This is a genomic window from Clostridium sp. OM05-5BH, from assembly GCF_003481505.1.
Taxonomy (GTDB): domain Bacteria; phylum Bacillota; class Clostridia; order Lachnospirales; family Lachnospiraceae; genus Otoolea; species Otoolea fessa.
Genome location: NZ_QULJ01000003.1, coordinates 15,262 through 29,970 on the forward strand (window position 1 = coordinate 15,262; position 14,709 = coordinate 29,970).

20 protein-coding genes and 1 tRNA gene are annotated in these 14,709 nt (G+C 49.3%); all 21 read left to right on the top strand.

Annotated elements, in window-relative coordinates; all coding sequences use genetic code 11:
- Nucleotides 1-2: 2 nt before the first annotated feature.
- Nucleotides 3-578 (top strand): hypothetical protein, encoded by a 576-nt coding sequence (locus DXB70_RS04765; RefSeq protein ID WP_118672768.1) that lies wholly within the window; start codon nt 3-5, stop codon nt 576-578.
- Complete coding sequence (locus tag DXB70_RS04770; RefSeq protein WP_118672769.1) at nt 547-849, top strand: phosphoenolpyruvate carboxykinase; 303 nt, start codon at nt 547-549, stop codon at nt 847-849. The genes DXB70_RS04765 and DXB70_RS04770 overlap by 32 nt, the downstream gene beginning before the upstream one ends.
- 149 nt (nt 850-998) lie before the next feature.
- Entirely contained in the window at nt 999-1,418 is a 420-nt protein-coding gene (locus tag DXB70_RS04775; RefSeq protein WP_243024541.1) for a hypothetical protein, read from the top strand.
- A complete protein-coding gene (locus DXB70_RS04780) occupies nt 1,384-1,803 on the top strand; it encodes a hypothetical protein (protein ID WP_347559586.1) in 420 nt (139 codons plus the stop codon). Before DXB70_RS04775 ends, DXB70_RS04780 begins: the two co-directional genes overlap by 35 nt.
- A complete protein-coding gene (locus DXB70_RS04785; protein ID WP_118672771.1) occupies nt 1,796-2,524 on the top strand; it encodes a DUF6291 domain-containing protein in 729 nt (242 codons plus the stop codon). The genes DXB70_RS04780 and DXB70_RS04785 overlap by 8 nt, the downstream gene beginning before the upstream one ends.
- Nucleotides 2,525-2,540: 16 nt before the next feature.
- Nucleotides 2,541-3,059 carry a hypothetical protein gene (locus tag DXB70_RS04790; RefSeq protein WP_118672772.1) on the top strand — a complete coding sequence of 173 codons (519 nt, stop codon included), beginning with the start codon at nt 2,541-2,543 and terminating at the stop codon, nt 3,057-3,059.
- A 15-nt stretch (nt 3,060-3,074) separates the two neighbouring features.
- A complete protein-coding gene (locus DXB70_RS04795) occupies nt 3,075-3,479 on the top strand; it encodes a hypothetical protein (RefSeq protein WP_118522326.1) in 405 nt (134 codons plus the stop codon).
- An 8-nt stretch (nt 3,480-3,487) separates the two neighbouring features.
- Nucleotides 3,488-3,838: a hypothetical protein gene (locus tag DXB70_RS04800; RefSeq protein ID WP_118522327.1), complete on the top strand. Its 351-nt coding sequence runs from the start codon at nt 3,488-3,490 to the stop codon at nt 3,836-3,838.
- Nucleotides 3,835-3,957 (top strand): hypothetical protein, encoded by a 123-nt coding sequence (locus DXB70_RS14540; RefSeq protein WP_279220374.1) that lies wholly within the window; start codon nt 3,835-3,837, stop codon nt 3,955-3,957. Before DXB70_RS04800 ends, DXB70_RS14540 begins: the two co-directional genes overlap by 4 nt.
- Nucleotides 3,954-4,235, top strand: a complete 282-nt coding sequence (locus tag DXB70_RS04805) for a hypothetical protein (protein WP_118672773.1) — start codon at nt 3,954-3,956, stop codon at nt 4,233-4,235. Before DXB70_RS14540 ends, DXB70_RS04805 begins: the two co-directional genes overlap by 4 nt.
- 145 nt (nt 4,236-4,380) lie before the next feature.
- Nucleotides 4,381-4,521 (top strand): hypothetical protein, encoded by a 141-nt coding sequence (locus DXB70_RS14120; RefSeq protein ID WP_182448424.1) that lies wholly within the window; start codon nt 4,381-4,383, stop codon nt 4,519-4,521.
- An 85-nt stretch (nt 4,522-4,606) separates the two neighbouring features.
- Nucleotides 4,607-5,833, top strand: coding sequence for a hypothetical protein (locus tag DXB70_RS04810; RefSeq protein ID WP_118672774.1), 1,227 nt, complete (start codon nt 4,607-4,609; stop codon nt 5,831-5,833).
- 184 nt (nt 5,834-6,017) lie between these two features.
- Nucleotides 6,018-6,503 carry a hypothetical protein gene (locus DXB70_RS04815; RefSeq protein ID WP_182436544.1) on the top strand — a complete coding sequence of 162 codons (486 nt, stop codon included), beginning with the start codon at nt 6,018-6,020 and terminating at the stop codon, nt 6,501-6,503.
- Nucleotides 6,504-6,599: 96 nt separating this feature from the next.
- Nucleotides 6,600-6,672, top strand: a tRNA-Ile gene (locus DXB70_RS04820).
- A 230-nt stretch (nt 6,673-6,902) separates the two neighbouring features.
- A complete protein-coding gene (locus DXB70_RS04825) occupies nt 6,903-7,760 on the top strand; it encodes a terminase small subunit (RefSeq protein ID WP_118672775.1) in 858 nt (285 codons plus the stop codon).
- Nucleotides 7,750-9,123 (top strand): PBSX family phage terminase large subunit, encoded by a 1,374-nt coding sequence (locus DXB70_RS04830; RefSeq protein ID WP_118672776.1) that lies wholly within the window; start codon nt 7,750-7,752, stop codon nt 9,121-9,123. The genes DXB70_RS04825 and DXB70_RS04830 overlap by 11 nt, the downstream gene beginning before the upstream one ends.
- Before the next feature lie 6 nt (nt 9,124-9,129).
- Nucleotides 9,130-10,494 carry a phage portal protein gene (locus DXB70_RS04835; protein ID WP_118672777.1) on the top strand — a complete coding sequence of 455 codons (1,365 nt, stop codon included), beginning with the start codon at nt 9,130-9,132 and terminating at the stop codon, nt 10,492-10,494.
- On the top strand, nt 10,491-12,029 hold the full coding sequence (locus DXB70_RS04840; RefSeq protein ID WP_118672778.1) for a phage minor capsid protein: 1,539 nt from the start codon (nt 10,491-10,493) through the stop codon (nt 12,027-12,029). Before DXB70_RS04835 ends, DXB70_RS04840 begins: the two co-directional genes overlap by 4 nt.
- 525 nt (nt 12,030-12,554) lie before the next feature.
- Nucleotides 12,555-13,100 carry a phage scaffolding protein gene (locus DXB70_RS04855; protein ID WP_182434335.1) on the top strand — a complete coding sequence of 182 codons (546 nt, stop codon included), beginning with the start codon at nt 12,555-12,557 and terminating at the stop codon, nt 13,098-13,100.
- A 3-nt stretch (nt 13,101-13,103) separates the two neighbouring features.
- Entirely contained in the window at nt 13,104-14,300 is a 1,197-nt protein-coding gene (locus DXB70_RS04860; protein WP_118472267.1) for a phage major capsid protein, read from the top strand.
- 15 nt (nt 14,301-14,315) lie between these two features.
- Nucleotides 14,316-14,708: a hypothetical protein gene (locus tag DXB70_RS04865; protein ID WP_118672779.1), complete on the top strand. Its 393-nt coding sequence runs from the start codon at nt 14,316-14,318 to the stop codon at nt 14,706-14,708.
- Nucleotide 14,709 lies beyond the last annotated feature (1 nt).

The following is a 14,709-nucleotide window of genomic DNA, read 5'->3' on the forward strand; positions in this document are numbered from 1 at the left end:
ATGTGGAGAGCAAAGGAACTTTAAAAGATGTGTCGATGGACTGGAAAACCGGTCGGATGCGGTTGACGTTTGAGCTGGAATCGGATGTATCGTCGTTGATTGACAAGATTAAGGACAAGCCTCTGCGGATCATTGCAAAGCAATGGCGGGAGAAGCGGAGCCTGGACGCGAATGCGTATTACTGGGTGCTTCTCTCGCGTCTGGCAGAGGTGGCGGGCATATCCAAGCCGCGGGCGCACAATCTCATGCTTCGGAGGTACGGTCAGAATCTCATGATTGCCGGTCAGATGGCGTATTTGGTTGTGCCGGACACGACCGAAGCGGAAGAGACGGCGCTGGAGGCGGAAACCTTCCACATCCGTCCAACCTCGCAGGTTAAGCAGGGTAAGGACGGGAAAGCATACCGTACATATACGGTGCTTGCCGGATCCAGTACCTACGACACTAAGGAAATGAGTGAATTGATAAATGGGCTGGTATCTGAATGCAAAGAGCAGGGGATTGAAACCCTGCCTCCGGATGAGCTGGCCCGGATGATGGCAGAGTATGAAGAAAACCACAGGAAAGAAGATACATAGTGTGCTGGTGGATGATCTGCAGCATTGCATCGTGACGGGAAGCCCGGAGGTGGCAATCCATCATGTATTTAATGGAGCCAACCGGAGCAGATCGGAGGCATATGGCTTTATCGTTCCGCTCCGCCCGGACTGGCATAACATGACGCCGTACAGTGTCCACATGAACCAAGAGTTCGATGAGAGCCTGAAGCGGAAAGCTCAGACCTATTACGAGGAGCATATTGGCACCAGAGAGCAGTTTATTGCCGAGTTTGGCAAGAGTTATTTATAACGGTACAACAGCCGCAGGGCTTGTACATAGCAACCCGTAGACAGCATCCTGGCACGTCTTACCGTGTTATATATTACCGAACCTTTACAGGATGCCATTGGTTTACCGGGAGGGAGGCCGACCCTCCCGCTCCGGAAGGGGGAAGAAATTTGTCGGAAAAGAAATTGACAGAAATGGAAATCTTTACCAGTGCTTTATATAATGCGCTGGGTGTAGGACATAAGAACGCGCAGACCCGCAGGGAGCTGTGCAAGCGCCTCGGATGCAGCGATCGGATGCTCCGCAAGGGAATAGAGATTCTGCGGCTTGATTATGCGATTCTGACCCGTGATGATGGCAAGGGCTATTACCTGCCGGAGACAACGGATGCGGGGCGGGCAGATGCAAAGCGCTGGTCTAAGCGGCAGGATCGCCGCGTGCAGGCAATCCGCGCCGCACAGGCGGGAGCACTTAAATTTGCGACGGGATGGAAAGAGCCGAAGGGCATATATGGACAGATTAGTATGTTCAGGGACGGAGGACAGGATGGGGAAGATGCAGAGAGAGAAAGGAAAGCGCGGCGAGCGTGAACTTGCGAGCATTCTGCGGGACTATGGATATAATTGCCGCCGGGGTCAGCAGTATTGCGGGACCTCCGGCGATGCGGATGTGATCGGACTGCCGAACATACATATCGAGGTGAAGCGGGTGGAAGACCTGAAACTTCGGAAAGCGCTGCAGCAGTCCTCTAGGGACGCCAGAGCGGGCGAGATTCCGGTGGTAATGCACCGGCGTAACTATGAGCCGTGGCGGGTGTCCATGTACCTGCAGAACTTCCAGCGGATGTATTCGGATGATATTTTCGATGAGCTGAAAGCGCAGATTCGCGGTGGAATCATTACCCTGTTGCTGGATACATGGATTTGCTATTACCGTGACTGGCAGGCGGGAAAGGAGATGGGCTTGGATGAGTGATAAGAAGTCTTTTGTCATGTATGAGAGCTGGGGCGCTGCCATCGAAAAGATGAGCAACGAGCAGGCGGGCGAACTCATTAAAGCGATCTACGCCTATCAGAAAGACCCGGATGCTGTTCCGGAGGATCCGGCGCTGGCGTTTGTGTTCGAGCTTATTAAACAGCAGCTGGATGCGGACAGCCAGCGTTACAAAGAAGCGTGTGCAGCCAGATCGGAAGCAGGAAAGAAAGGCGGAAGACCGAAAATAAATGCTTCTGATAAAAAGCAAATGGTTTCGGAGGAAAGCAAAAAAAGCAAATGCTTTTCTGAAAAAGCAAAAAAAGCTGATAATGATAATGAGTATGATAATGATTTAAAAGAAAACACCCTAGAGGGTGTAAAAGAAAAGCGCTTCGCGCCTCCCACCCTGGAGAATGTGAGTGAATATTGCCGGGAAATGGGTTATACGAACGTGGATGCAGTATGCTTTATTAACTTTTACACCAGTAACGGCTGGATGGTCGGTAAGAATCGCATGAAGGATTGGAAAGCAGCGGTTGGAAATTGGGACAGGAGAGAAAAGAATCCGCAGAGGCAGGATGGGACCGCCGAAGTCGCCAAGAAGAACCGCTTTCACAACCTGGAAGAACATGGTTACGACTACGATGCGATGGTGTGGGGCATGGTGGGCGCAGCGGCACAGGGCGAGGCTGGAAGCGCTGTGGAACCCGGTACGGGATGAAGGGAGTTAGAGGACGATGAAAAGCATGGATGAACGGCATGCGCTTATCCGTAAGGCACTCACTGGTGGCAAAAAGATGCTGCTCCAGGAGATTGCGGCTGCAATCGATGAGGATAAATCGAGAACAAGAACGGCGCTGGAGAGAATGTGTGAGCTCGGGCAGGTCTACCGGGAGGGCGGCGGACTGCGTGGAATTAAAGCAGTCTATTTTCTGGCACCAGTGCTGGAAGTACAGACAGAAAGTCAGGACAAGGCAGAAGTATCGACAGAACCAGAATGCCAGGCTAAAAAGAAAAGCCCAGATGCCGCGGGCGGAATCTGGGCGAGCGACATCGACAAGATGAGAGAGCGGGTGCAGGTAGGCGACACGGTCACAGTCCAGGTGTCGGACACGATCGAGAAATCGCTGACATTGCACCGCAAGGTGAAAGTGATCAGCAAGCACCGGCATCTGGTGCGGGTTACTGGCGGGCACAGTATTACATACGCGGATTTGGTAATGTTTGACCGCGGAGTCGAGCCAGACTGGCGGTAAAAGGAGGTCAGAACGATGATGATTGAGAAAATCGGTACGCCTGCCATGCTGGAGCAGATGGCAGAAGAAGCAGCGGAGCTGGCACAGGCGGCGCTTAAGCTGGCGCGGGTGTTAAGAGCGGAAAATCCGACGCCTGTGACACTAGAAGAGGCAAAAATGAATCTGACGGCGGAATTTACAGATGTGCAGCACTGCGCCGGAGAATTAAAACTGGAAACTGACTGGCGGCAGATTGACGCGAAAAACCGACGTTTTAAACAGCGCATGGATGAGATAGTGCTGAATAAGGAGAGAGCCCGGATCCGCGATGAAATCCTCGAGGAAGTGAAAGAGATGGGCGGTTGCGATGCATCGGATGAGTTCTCGAAAGGCTTTGATGCTGCGTGTGATGTGATCGCGGAAAAAGTTGCAGGAAGGTAGGTCATAGAATGAAAAAAATCGAAGATATATTAAACAGCGAGCGGATTTGGGGGCACACCATCGTATTTCCGGTTCATAGCGCATGGATCAAACTTCCTGATTGTGGGACGTGCAGTGTGATATGGAGTGAAAACGAGGACGGAATGGAGCATGTATCCGTGTCTCCGAAGAAAAAGTTCAGAGTTCCCACTTGGGACGACATGTGCGTGCTGAAAGACGTCTTTTTCGAAGATGAGGAAGAAGCCTATCAGATCCATCCGAAAAAGAGTGAATATGTCAATGCTGTGGAGAACTGCCTGCATCTTTGGAAGCCGAAGGGGCATGAAATCAATGAGTTAATAAGCAAGGGGGAAGTATGAGCGAAAAATGCAACAGAGCGTGCTGGAATTGCTGGTATGATGAGTTTTGTGACTGGCATCCGGCGGGGGATGAGGATGCGTGCGAAGAATTTGTACCGGAGGAGGGCAATAGAAAATGACTGTATCGAAGGAAATAGCTGAGAAAGCAGCTCGTTATGAAAAATTAGTGAATGAGGCAAATGAACTTTTCGAGGAACTTGACGAATGGGCCAACGAAAACGGTTTTGATTACATTTACGCACATTCGTTTGGAGTTTCGAAGGAAGTGCATGGGGAAGAACAATCGGATGGTGAATGGTGTGATCAAATCATGATATATGAGGATTCTGGAAACGGCACATATTATTATCCTATTGAGGGAAGCAATATGTATATGTACGTTAAATATTCGTTTTGAGAAAGGAAGCCAGTGATGAATTTATACAGGAGGAAGAAGAGTGAAGAATTCTGAAAACAATAAAACAACCAACTTTCTGACTATACGATTATTGCAGCTTTAAAAGAGGCGTTAGAAAAGAGAATGCCAGAGGAGAATGAGGTCGATGATTAACGGAGAGCTGATTGTAGACAACTTTGCCGGTGGAGGAGCAAGCACCGGGATCGAAATGGCAACGGGGTATTCCGTGGACATCGCGATCAATCATGATCCGGAAGCGATTAAAATGCACAAGGTTACCGTTTAACTAGATTTCTTAAATAGTCAATAAATTATAGGAAGGGAGCTGAGACTCTGGCCAGAGTGATGCATATGCGGTCTCCTTTAAGAAAATGGAATCAGTTTTAGAGAGAATGAAACGTGAAGGAACGAGCGAAAAAATCGCGTCCTTCATGGTTAAGGAGAAACAACCATATGAGTTCAAACGTAAATATGCACAAATCAGAGTGGAAGAATTTGCGCAGGAATGTGACAACAGAGGATTGAATTGCCATGTGTCAGTAGGTGGACTGGACAGCATTGTTTTGTATTTGTTCATCAACGAAGTGTGCGGCATTGAAGTTCCGGGTGTGAGCGCATCGTTCCTGGAAGATAAATCCATACAGAGGGTGCATAAGGCACTGGGAATAATCAATATTCCACCACTTGAACGGGCAGATGGTACGAGGTGGACAAAACAGAAGGTTATTCAGGAATTCGGGTTCCCGGTCTTAAGCAAGGAGATTGCAGCGAAGATCGAACTTTTGCAGAATCCATCTGAAAGGAATAAAACCGTGCGCCATGCAATCATAACTGGAGAAACAGGAGAATATGGCGGCTGGCAGAAAAACAGCCGCATGAGGATGAGCCAGAAGTGGCTTGAAAAGTTTGGTGGATACGAGAATGAGAACGAGGGAACAAATTATCAGAAGCCGGATTTCAAAGTTTCGTCCAAATGCTGCTACTACCTCAAAGAAAAAAACAGTGATGACTGGGGTAAGGCACATAATTCGGTTCCGTTTTTGGGGCTGATGGCTTCAGAGGGCGGGAGAAGAGCAAAGAGTTTGAGAATGCATGGATGTAATTACTTCGGGAAGTCCACAATTCGATCGGCACCATTTGCAATCTTCGGAAGACAAGATATTTTAACTCTTGCTCTTGAAATGGATGACATGTGGAGAGCTGGGCTGAAAGAGAAGTATTACGAGAAGCTATTGAAAGAGGGAAAGATCGCAGAAACCTTTCAAATGCCTGAGACCATTATTCCAGAGATATATGGAACGATTGAGCATGATAGCACTAGAGCGTTGAGAACTACGAAGGCACAGCGGACAGGCTGCTCCATGTGTGGCTTCGGAATCCACATGGAGAAACGTCCACACCGGTTTGATCTGCTTTACCAAGATAGCCCAAAAGAATGGGATTATCTGATGTTCCATCTTTGCAAAGATGAGAATGGTAATGATTACGGTTGGGCGAAGGTGCTTGATTACATCGGTGTTGGATGGCGGCTAGAAGAAATCGAAGAGGGAATTCCCGGTCAGATAAGCATTACAGACTTCCCGGAGGTGATGCCATGATTGACGGAGAGCTGATTGTAGACAACCGATACCGACGGCACTGGTAAAAGCAAATCTGAAAGAATTATGCGTTGCAAAGAGGCTGCCAAACTGCCGCGCGGATCGCCTGGGAGAAGATGCAGGAGGGCAATTAAGATTCGCATAAAATCGAAGAAAAAAATAGAAATAAAGGGAGGTGGCACCGTTGGACAAAGAAGTCCTGATACAGTACTGTGAGCTTATGGAAGAGATAAAAGATATCAGAAGACGCATCAGGGAGCTGGACAGGTTCCTGGAGCATCCACCGATTGTGGCGGACACGGTAAAAGGTTCTCGTAGGGATTTAACAATCGGGCCGATCAAGGTAACAGGTATTCCGGATCCGGTTTACTGCCGGAAGCAGAAAGCCAGGGAGCGATATGGCAAGCTTCTGGCGGCGAAAGAGGCAGAGCTTCTGGAACTAACAACACAGGCAGAGGAATACATAGAGACGATTCAGAGCTCAGAGCTGAGGATTATGTTCCGGCTGTATTTCATAGATGGCCTGAGCGATCTGAAAGTTGCAGACCGGATGAATCGGATGTTCCCCAAGAGAAAAAAGAAATACACGGATGAGAGCGTGAAGAAGCGGAGACAAAGATTTTTTGAAAAATTTGCAAATGTCCCCCAATGTCCCGATGAAAGGTGCTAATATGGTATCATGCATTTCCATGCGAATGCTGGTTCATTTGGCATTGAATCCTGTATGTATTTATCCCGCCGGAAAATCGCTCCCGGCGGGGCTCCTTGGAACGTAGCTCAGTTGGTAGAGTGGCCGGCTTATATCCGGTGGGTCGAGGGTTCAAGTCCTTCCGTTCCGATTTGGCATGTTGAGCGGGCAGCATGCCGGTCTACTTGTGTTAGACATAATAAAATATCCTTTCGAGATGGCACCTGTCGCAAGATGGGTGCTTTTCTTCTGCCTATTATCATACGGCGCGCACGGCACCAGCCCACCTCCTGCGAGAAGGCAGCAGTCGGCTGTCTTGTATGGTGCCGGCGGGATCGTATTTGGTTACATAAAACTTAGAGAAATGAGAGGTGGTGGTGCATGGCCAGAGCGCCGGATGCCAGAGTAGATCAGGCGAAAGAATTATATCAGCAGGGTAAAAAGCTGGTTGAGATATCGGCGCAGCTGGGAGTGCCAGAAGGCACCGTCCGCCGGTGGAAACATACCTATGGATGGGATGGCGAACGTTCGGAAAAGAAAAGTGAACGTTCGAAAAAGAAGAACGAACGCTCGGAAAGAGTAAAGAAAGCAGTTGCTGAGGAAGTGGAGCGGGTTATAGAGAACCCGAATCTGACTGACAAGCAGCAGCTTTTTTGTTTGCACTATGTTCGATGCTTCAATGCGACGAAGGCATATCAGAAAGCGTATGGTTGCAGCTATGAAACGGCAGGGTCAAACGGCTATGCCCTACTGCAAAATACTGCAATAATAGCAGAGATTCAGAGGTTGAAACAAGCCCGCCTTAACCGTGAGCTTCTGGACGAGAGTGATATCTTCCAGAAATACATGGATATTGCCTTTGCTGACATCACAGATTATGTGGAGTTTGGGCGAGAAGAGGTTCAGGTTATGGGCGCGTTCGGTCCGGTACTGCAGGAGGACGAGGAGACAGGAAAGAAGATTCCAGTTACCAAAGTCGTCAATACAGTTCGCTTCCGGGAGTCTGGAGAGGTTGATGGTACGATCGTCACGGAAGTAAAGCAGGGCAGAGACGGAGCCAGTATCAAGCTGGCGGACCGGATGAAAGCGCTGGAATGGCTGGCGGCGCATATGGACTTAGCCACACCCGAACAGAAGAGCCGAATGGAGCATCTGAAAGCCCAGACCGATAAAATAACCGGACAGGGGCAGGAGATAGAGGATCTGGATGAGATAGAGGGCGAGATTTATGGCGGGTAAGGTAGTCAAAAAGAAAACCATAGAGTTTCACTTCTCAGAGAAACACAAGGAATACATCCGGCGGTGTCAGCAGTGCTCCTATAATGTGGCAGAGGGCGCAGTTCGAGCAGGCAAGACGGTGGACAATATCTTTGCGTTTGCGCATGAGTTAAAAGCAACTCCGGATCGAATCCACCTGGCAACCGGTTCAACGGTCGGCAATGCAAAGCTGAACATCGGAGACTGCAATGGTCTGGGACTGGAATGGATTTTTCGGGGACAATGCCACTGGGGAAAATACAAAGATAATGAAGCTCTGTTTGTAAAGGGACCTTCGACGAGCTGGCAGCAGAAGATTGTTATCTTCGCAGGTGGCGGCAAGGAAGACAGTTATAAGAAGATTCGAGGCAACTCTTACGGAATGTGGATTGCCACGGAGATCAACCTGCACCATGACAAGACCATCAAAGAGGCGTTTAACCGTCAGCTGGCGGCGAAACGCTTAAAAGTATTTTGGGACTTAAATCCGGACAACCCGCGGGCGGCTATCTATTCAGAATACATCGACCGCTACCAGAAGCAGCAGGAAGCGGGGGAGTTCCCTGGTGGATACAACTACATGCACTGTACCATCTACGATAACATCAACATCACGCCGGAGCGTCTGCATGAGATAGAAAGCCGGTATGATGTCAATTCGATTTGGTTTCTTCGTGACATCAAGGGAATGCGTGTAGTAGCAACCGGTCTGATTTACCGACGCTTTGCGGATGATATCACTGCGGGAATCGGAACATTCCGGATCCAGGGCAAACCGACGGACCTCATGGAGATCAATCTGGGGATTGACTTCGGTGGCAGCGGATCGGGGCATTCGTTCACGGCTACCGCCATTACAAGAAGTTACCACAATGTGGTGGCGCTTGCATCGGAGTGGATTCGATGCAAGGATGAGTCGGGCAACCAGATAGAGATAGATCCTCAGATGCTGGGAGATATGTTCTGTAACTTCGTCCGGAAAGTCTTAGGGCAGTACGGCTATATTACGACGGTTTATGCAGATAGCGCAGAGCAGACGCTGATTGCAGGCATCCGGAGCAGTCTCCGGCACAACGGACTCGGTTGGATTCGGGTCGAGAATGCGCTGAAAGCTCCCATCAATGACCGAATCAACGCGGTACTGATATTGATGGCGCAGGGGCGTTTTCAGTATGTTGAGGGAGAATGCGAGAGCTTGGTCAATGCACTATGCACAGCTGTGTGGGATCCGAAGGAACTGACGAAGAATGTTCGGCTGGATGATGGAACCAGTGATATCGACTCTCTGGATAGTTTTGAGTACACACTAGAGCGGCGAATCAGCCAGCTCATTAAATATGGGTGATGAAAAATGGATTATACGAAAATGTATGAGGCATTGCGGAAAGTCCTTGGAAATGAGCAGATTGATTTTGCCATGTCCGGGCGGAGCAGTGCCTTAATTGAATTGTGGTCCCGGATGTATGAAGAAAAATCGCCGTGGCTCCATGAGATAGATAACGCGAATATCCCGGCAACGGTGGCGGGAGAGATTGCCAGACTTACGACCCTGGAATTACAGAGCAAGGTTGATGGCAGTCCGAGAGCGGATTTTCTAAACAGCATGTATCAAAACGTTCTTGGAAAGCTCCGGGTTCAGACAGAATATGCCTTTGCGAAAGGCAGCATGGTATTCAAACCGTATGTTTCCGTAAATGGTATCGCGATCCAGTACATCCAGGCGGATATGTTCTTCCCACTGGATTTTGACTCTGAGAAAATGACGCGCTGTGCCTTTTTGGATCAGTTCCGGAAGGGCAATGCCATTTATAGCCGAATCGAACTGTATTCGCTGGATGGAGACACGCTCTCAATTAAGAACCGGGTCTTCGTGGCGAGGACAAAGGGAACTTTAGGCTCGGAGATTCCGATCGGAAGCGTTCCAAGATGGTCGGAACTGGCGGAAGAAATGCAGTTTTCTGGTGTCAGCAAGCTGCCGATTGGGTATTTTGCGGTGCCGCTTGGAAATAACAAAGATTCCGGCAGTCCGCTGGGCGTTTCTGTTTATTCACGGGCAATTAAACAGATTGAGGATGCAGATCGGCGGTATTCACAGATTAACTGGGAGTATGACAGCAAGGAAACGGCGGTACATATCGCTCAGAGCCTTCTGAAATACAATCCAGATACGAATACATTCGAATATCCGGGAGGGAAGAAACGCCTATACAGAAGCGTTGAATACAGTGCTGGTGTACAGGACAAGCCGCTTCTGGATGTCTTTTCCCCGGCTATCCGTGATTCGTCCTATTACAACGGATGGAATCAGCAGATGCGCCTGATTGAGTTCCGCTGTAATCTGGCTTACGGTACTCTGTCGGATCCGAACAATACGGATAAGACGGCGGAGGAAATCAAAGCCAGTAAGCAGAGATCCTATGATTTTATTTCAGACTGTCAGAGAGCACTGCAGAAGGCACTGACGGATTTGGTGGATGCGATGGTATTCTGGTGCGACATTTATTCTCTATGTCCTGCCGGAGCCTATCATCTGTCCTTCCAGTGGGATGATTCCATTGTGGTCGATGCGAAAGCCGAACGAGATAATGACCGCGCGGATGTGGCGATGGGTGCGATGGCTCTGTATGAGTACCGAATGAAGTGGTACGGAGAAACCGAAGAGGAAGCCAAAGCTGCAATCAGTGAAATCGGCAGCACAGGGGAAGTGATTGAGTGACGCAGGGAGAAATTGAAAAACTGGCGCTGAAAACCGGAAACTTGTTTTCAGAATTGGAGATCCGTATCATGTCGGATGTTGCCAGGCGAATCAAAGACGCAGGCTTTTCGACCACTTCGTCTGACTGGCAGATCCGGAGGCTGGAGGAACTCGGAAAGGCAGAATCAGAAATAAAAGACTGGGTGCAGGAAACCCTGCAGAAGAGTGACGAGGAAATGGAACACATTTTTTCGGATGAAGTGTATGAGCAGTATTATCAGCACTTCAGAGCCTACAAAGCATCCGGCGTCAAGATGCTGCCGTTCGAAGAGAACACGCCGCTCATCCGGCTGACCGAAGCGGTCAAGTCTCAGCTTTCGGGAGAATATAAGAATATCGCCGGTTCAATGGGCTTCGCGATTCGCGGACCTGATGGACGCATACAGGCATCGCCGCTTATGACGTTCTACCGCTCCACGCTGGATAATGCTGTTCTGGATATGCAGTCTGGCGGGTTTGACTATGGGGCTGTCCTCAAGCGTACCGTGAGCCACATGACGAACTCAGGACTTCGGTGGATTGATTATGATTCCGGTGTTCACAGCCGCGTGGATGTGGCGGCCAGAAGGGCGGTTATGACCGGCTTCCGGCAGGTTCAAGGCAAGATAAATGAGCAGGTGGCAGCAGACCTCGGGACAAACACTTATGAGGTGTCCTATCATGTGGGCGCCCGTCCGTCGCATCAGCCCTGGCAAGGGCGTGTCTGGACAATGGAGCAGCTACAGAGCGTTTGCGGGCTTGGTACCGTGACGGGTCTGCATGGAGCAAACTGCTATCATGATTACAGCCCGTTTATTCCTGGCGTGTCCACGCGGACATACACCGACGATCAGCTGCAAGAGATGCTAGACGAGGAAAACACTCCGAAAGATTACTACGGCAAGTCTTACACCACTTATGAGGCGTTACAGGAACAGCGTAAGATGGAACGGAATATGCGGGCGACTCGGCAGCAGGTAAAGCTGTTGCAGGCGGGCAGTGCAGATGAAAAGGATGTTATCCTCAAGAAAGCCAAGTATCAGGGACAGTTGCAGAAATACGCGGATTTTTCAAAGGCAATGCATCTGCCGGAGCAGAAGCAGCGGATCACACAAGATGGTCTGCGCGGACGGTTTACACCGACAAAGACAGAACAGAAAAGGCTTGAAGAGTCGGAGAAAAATGATAAAATAAAGGCAGGTATAAAGCAAGCCGGAATGAGGGGAGAAATCACATTGAATCCAAGCATTCCGGATGTTAGTAAGCTGTCGTTTGATGATGCTCATGTAAACAAAGAAAGAAACCACGGCGTGACGGAATTAGAAGCTAAAAGTTATATTCAGAATGCGTTGTTTTCGACAACAAAATGGAATGGAGCATTTACGAATTATTACAGTGATAAAGGTGCGGCTTTTGTTAATAACGAGAACAATTCTATCAGAACAGCGTTTAAGAGAGAGCAATACGATGATGTTGCTGAGGCAGCGATGGAGGTGTTAAAGCATGGAGGCGCCTGATGTTGTATTATGTCCATTGGTGGATGTAGAAATAGAAAATATTGATTGTATTGAAAACTCAGATGCGGTAGATGGGATCATAAAGAAAGAAACTGTCCCGTTAAGATTTAAGAAAAAATCCGACTGGGAAACAATATGTAAGAATTGCAAGTGGCATGGTTATTGATTTGTGGTGGCAGAATGATATGGCAATAAAAAAACTTAGCTGTCCGTTAATGGATACGGAAATTGATGAAGGAATATGCTATGACATCCACATGAATGTGGAAGGGCTGGCACCAGAATGGACAATTCCCGAGAAGGTGTTAGAAACTCCAGATTATAAAAAAATATGCTTGCAATGTCCGAACCATAGGGACGATTAAATACCACCCGTCAGCAGATAGGTGGTATTTTTATAACCAAAATCAGTTATCAGCACGCAGAAATGCGTGTTATTTTTATACCCTTTTGGCGTGGCTGCCGTAAAAGCCTACTTTTAAGATGGACGGCTACCCATCGCAAAAAGCCGAGAAAGGAAGCAGCATGGCAATTTTTAAGACTGAGACACTCAAGGAAAAAGGACTGACACAGGAACAGATTGATTATATCATGGCGGAGGCTGGAAAGCAGGTGAACTCTCTGACGGCGGAGAGGGATGGTTACAAAAACCAGCTTGCGACCGCGCAGGCATCCCTGAAAGCGATGGAGGGCATCGATGCAGCGGGACTCCAGACCAAAATCAATGAATTATCCGAGCAGATGAAGGGCAAGGATGCGGAGATCGAGAAAATCAAATCCGACTATGCGTTTGATGCGGCGGTCAAGGAGGCGATCCGGAAGGCATCCGGCAAGAACGAGCGCGCGATCATGGCGCTTCTGGATGTGGATGGCTTAAAGGCATCGAAGAATCAGACACAGGACATTGACGCGGCTCTGGCAGCGGTTAAAAAGGATAATGATTACCTGTTTGGCAGTTCTGCGCCGGTTCCGAGAGTGGTAAGCAGCACATCAGGCATCAATAACGATGCACAGACAAAGAGAGAACAGGCGAACGAAGCACTGAGAAACCTGTTCGGAAAAGGAGAGTAAAATATGGCAGTAAATATCACAGATAGATCAGCAGTTGAAGCTTTAATCCGTGAGCAGATTGTATCTACCATCTTCCAGGATGCACCGAAACAGTCCGCATTCATGGGAATGGCGCGCAAGCTTCCAAATATGACATCCAAGCAGACCCGTATCCGCGTTCTGGACTTCCTTCCGACCGCATACTGGGTGGATGGCGACACCGGAATGAAGCAGACTTCTATGCAGGCATGGGATAATGTATATCTGACTGCGGCAGAGCTGGCGGTTATCGTGCCGATCCCGGAGTCTGTATTTGATGATGCCGAGATTGATATTCTGGGCGAGATTACCCCAAGAGTCAATGAGGCAATCGGTCAGAGAGTCGATGCGGCAATTATCTTTGGCGATAACAGACCGAGAGAGTGGCAGGCAGATATCATTACCCTGGCGCGTCAGGCTGGGAACAATGTTTCCCCATCTTCCGGTAAGGACTACTACGATCTGACACTCGGAGAGGGCGGTGTATTCTCTAAAGTTGAGGATGATGGCTATGCGGTAACCGGAGCAATCGCCCCGATGACGTTCAAGTCCAAGCTGAGAGGACTGCGTGATTCAAACAAGCAGCCGATTTTCACACATAATATGCAGGATTCCAGCAAGTATGCGCTGGATGGCGTACCGATCCAGTTCCCGGAGAACGGTTCCTTCATGCCGGATATCGCACAGCTGGTTGTCGGCGATTTCTCCAAGGCTGTTTACGCGATTCGCCAGGATATTACCGTAAAACTGCTGACAGAGGGCGTCATCCAGGATCCGAATACGAAGGATATCGTTTATAACCTGGCACAGCAGGATATGATTGCGCTTCGTGTAGTATTCCGCATGGGCTGGGCGCTCCCGAATCCGGCAACCCGCCTCAATGAGGATCGTACCGGCTGCACATTTGCTTATCTGGAGCCGGGCACTCCGGCTGTTACCCAGAAGGTAACCTTTACGGTAACGGATGGCAAAGAGTCCAGCCCGACGGCCTATGAGGATGTCCGTATCAATGTAGATGGTGCGATCCTTAAGACGGATTCGGCTGGTAAAGCGGAGTTTAACCTGAGAAAAGGCACCTATGCGGCAAAGATCACGAAGAAAGGCTTTGTTCCGGTAACAGAGACGTTCACAGTTGACGCTTCTGCCGTAAACAAGGCAATCACTCTGGTAGCGCAGGCCTAGTAAGGAGCTGATGCAATGGCTTATGTAACACGGGACTATTACATTTCCGGATATCTGCAGGGGCGTTCCCCTGCAGTGCCGGATACAGACTTCCCGTTTTGGGAAAAGCAGGCGGAACGAATCATAGACAGCTGCACATTCGACCGAATCAAGGCGAATATCAGCCTTTTGACGGAGGATGTGAAAAATTGCACCTGTGAGCTGACAGAACTGCTCTATCGGGCGGACAAGGCTTCGCAGAGCACATCTGATTTTGGCGGTCCGTTGACATCGTATTCCAACGACGGAGAATCCGGCACGATTGACCTGTCACGGTCGATTTACACCGAAGAGGGGAAACAGAAAAAGTGCCGGGAGATCATCTGTCGGTATCTGGGAAATACGCCACTGCTTTATCGGGGGGTGTGAG

Coding starts and splice junctions, on each gene's coding strand:
- DXB70_RS04770 (WP_118672769.1), top strand. CDS start 547: ATGAAGAAAACCACAGGAAAGAAGATACATAGTGTGCTGGTGGATGAT.
- DXB70_RS04780 (WP_347559586.1), top strand. CDS start 1,384: ATGCAGAGAGAGAAAGGAAAGCGCGGCGAGCGTGAACTTGCGAGCATT.
- DXB70_RS04785 (WP_118672771.1), top strand. CDS start 1,796: ATGAGTGATAAGAAGTCTTTTGTCATGTATGAGAGCTGGGGCGCTGCC.
- DXB70_RS04790 (WP_118672772.1), top strand. CDS start 2,541: ATGAAAAGCATGGATGAACGGCATGCGCTTATCCGTAAGGCACTCACT.
- DXB70_RS04795 (WP_118522326.1), top strand. CDS start 3,075: ATGATGATTGAGAAAATCGGTACGCCTGCCATGCTGGAGCAGATGGCA.
- DXB70_RS04800 (WP_118522327.1), top strand. CDS start 3,488: ATGAAAAAAATCGAAGATATATTAAACAGCGAGCGGATTTGGGGGCAC.
- DXB70_RS14540 (WP_279220374.1), top strand. CDS start 3,835: ATGAGCGAAAAATGCAACAGAGCGTGCTGGAATTGCTGGTATGATGAG.
- DXB70_RS04805 (WP_118672773.1), top strand. CDS start 3,954: ATGACTGTATCGAAGGAAATAGCTGAGAAAGCAGCTCGTTATGAAAAA.
- DXB70_RS14120 (WP_182448424.1), top strand. CDS start 4,381: ATGATTAACGGAGAGCTGATTGTAGACAACTTTGCCGGTGGAGGAGCA.
- DXB70_RS04810 (WP_118672774.1), top strand. CDS start 4,607: ATGGAATCAGTTTTAGAGAGAATGAAACGTGAAGGAACGAGCGAAAAA.
- DXB70_RS04825 (WP_118672775.1), top strand. CDS start 6,903: ATGGCCAGAGCGCCGGATGCCAGAGTAGATCAGGCGAAAGAATTATAT.
- DXB70_RS04830 (WP_118672776.1), top strand. CDS start 7,750: ATGGCGGGTAAGGTAGTCAAAAAGAAAACCATAGAGTTTCACTTCTCA.
- DXB70_RS04835 (WP_118672777.1), top strand. CDS start 9,130: ATGGATTATACGAAAATGTATGAGGCATTGCGGAAAGTCCTTGGAAAT.
- DXB70_RS04855 (WP_182434335.1), top strand. CDS start 12,555: ATGGCAATTTTTAAGACTGAGACACTCAAGGAAAAAGGACTGACACAG.
- DXB70_RS04860 (WP_118472267.1), top strand. CDS start 13,104: ATGGCAGTAAATATCACAGATAGATCAGCAGTTGAAGCTTTAATCCGT.
- DXB70_RS04865 (WP_118672779.1), top strand. CDS start 14,316: ATGGCTTATGTAACACGGGACTATTACATTTCCGGATATCTGCAGGGG.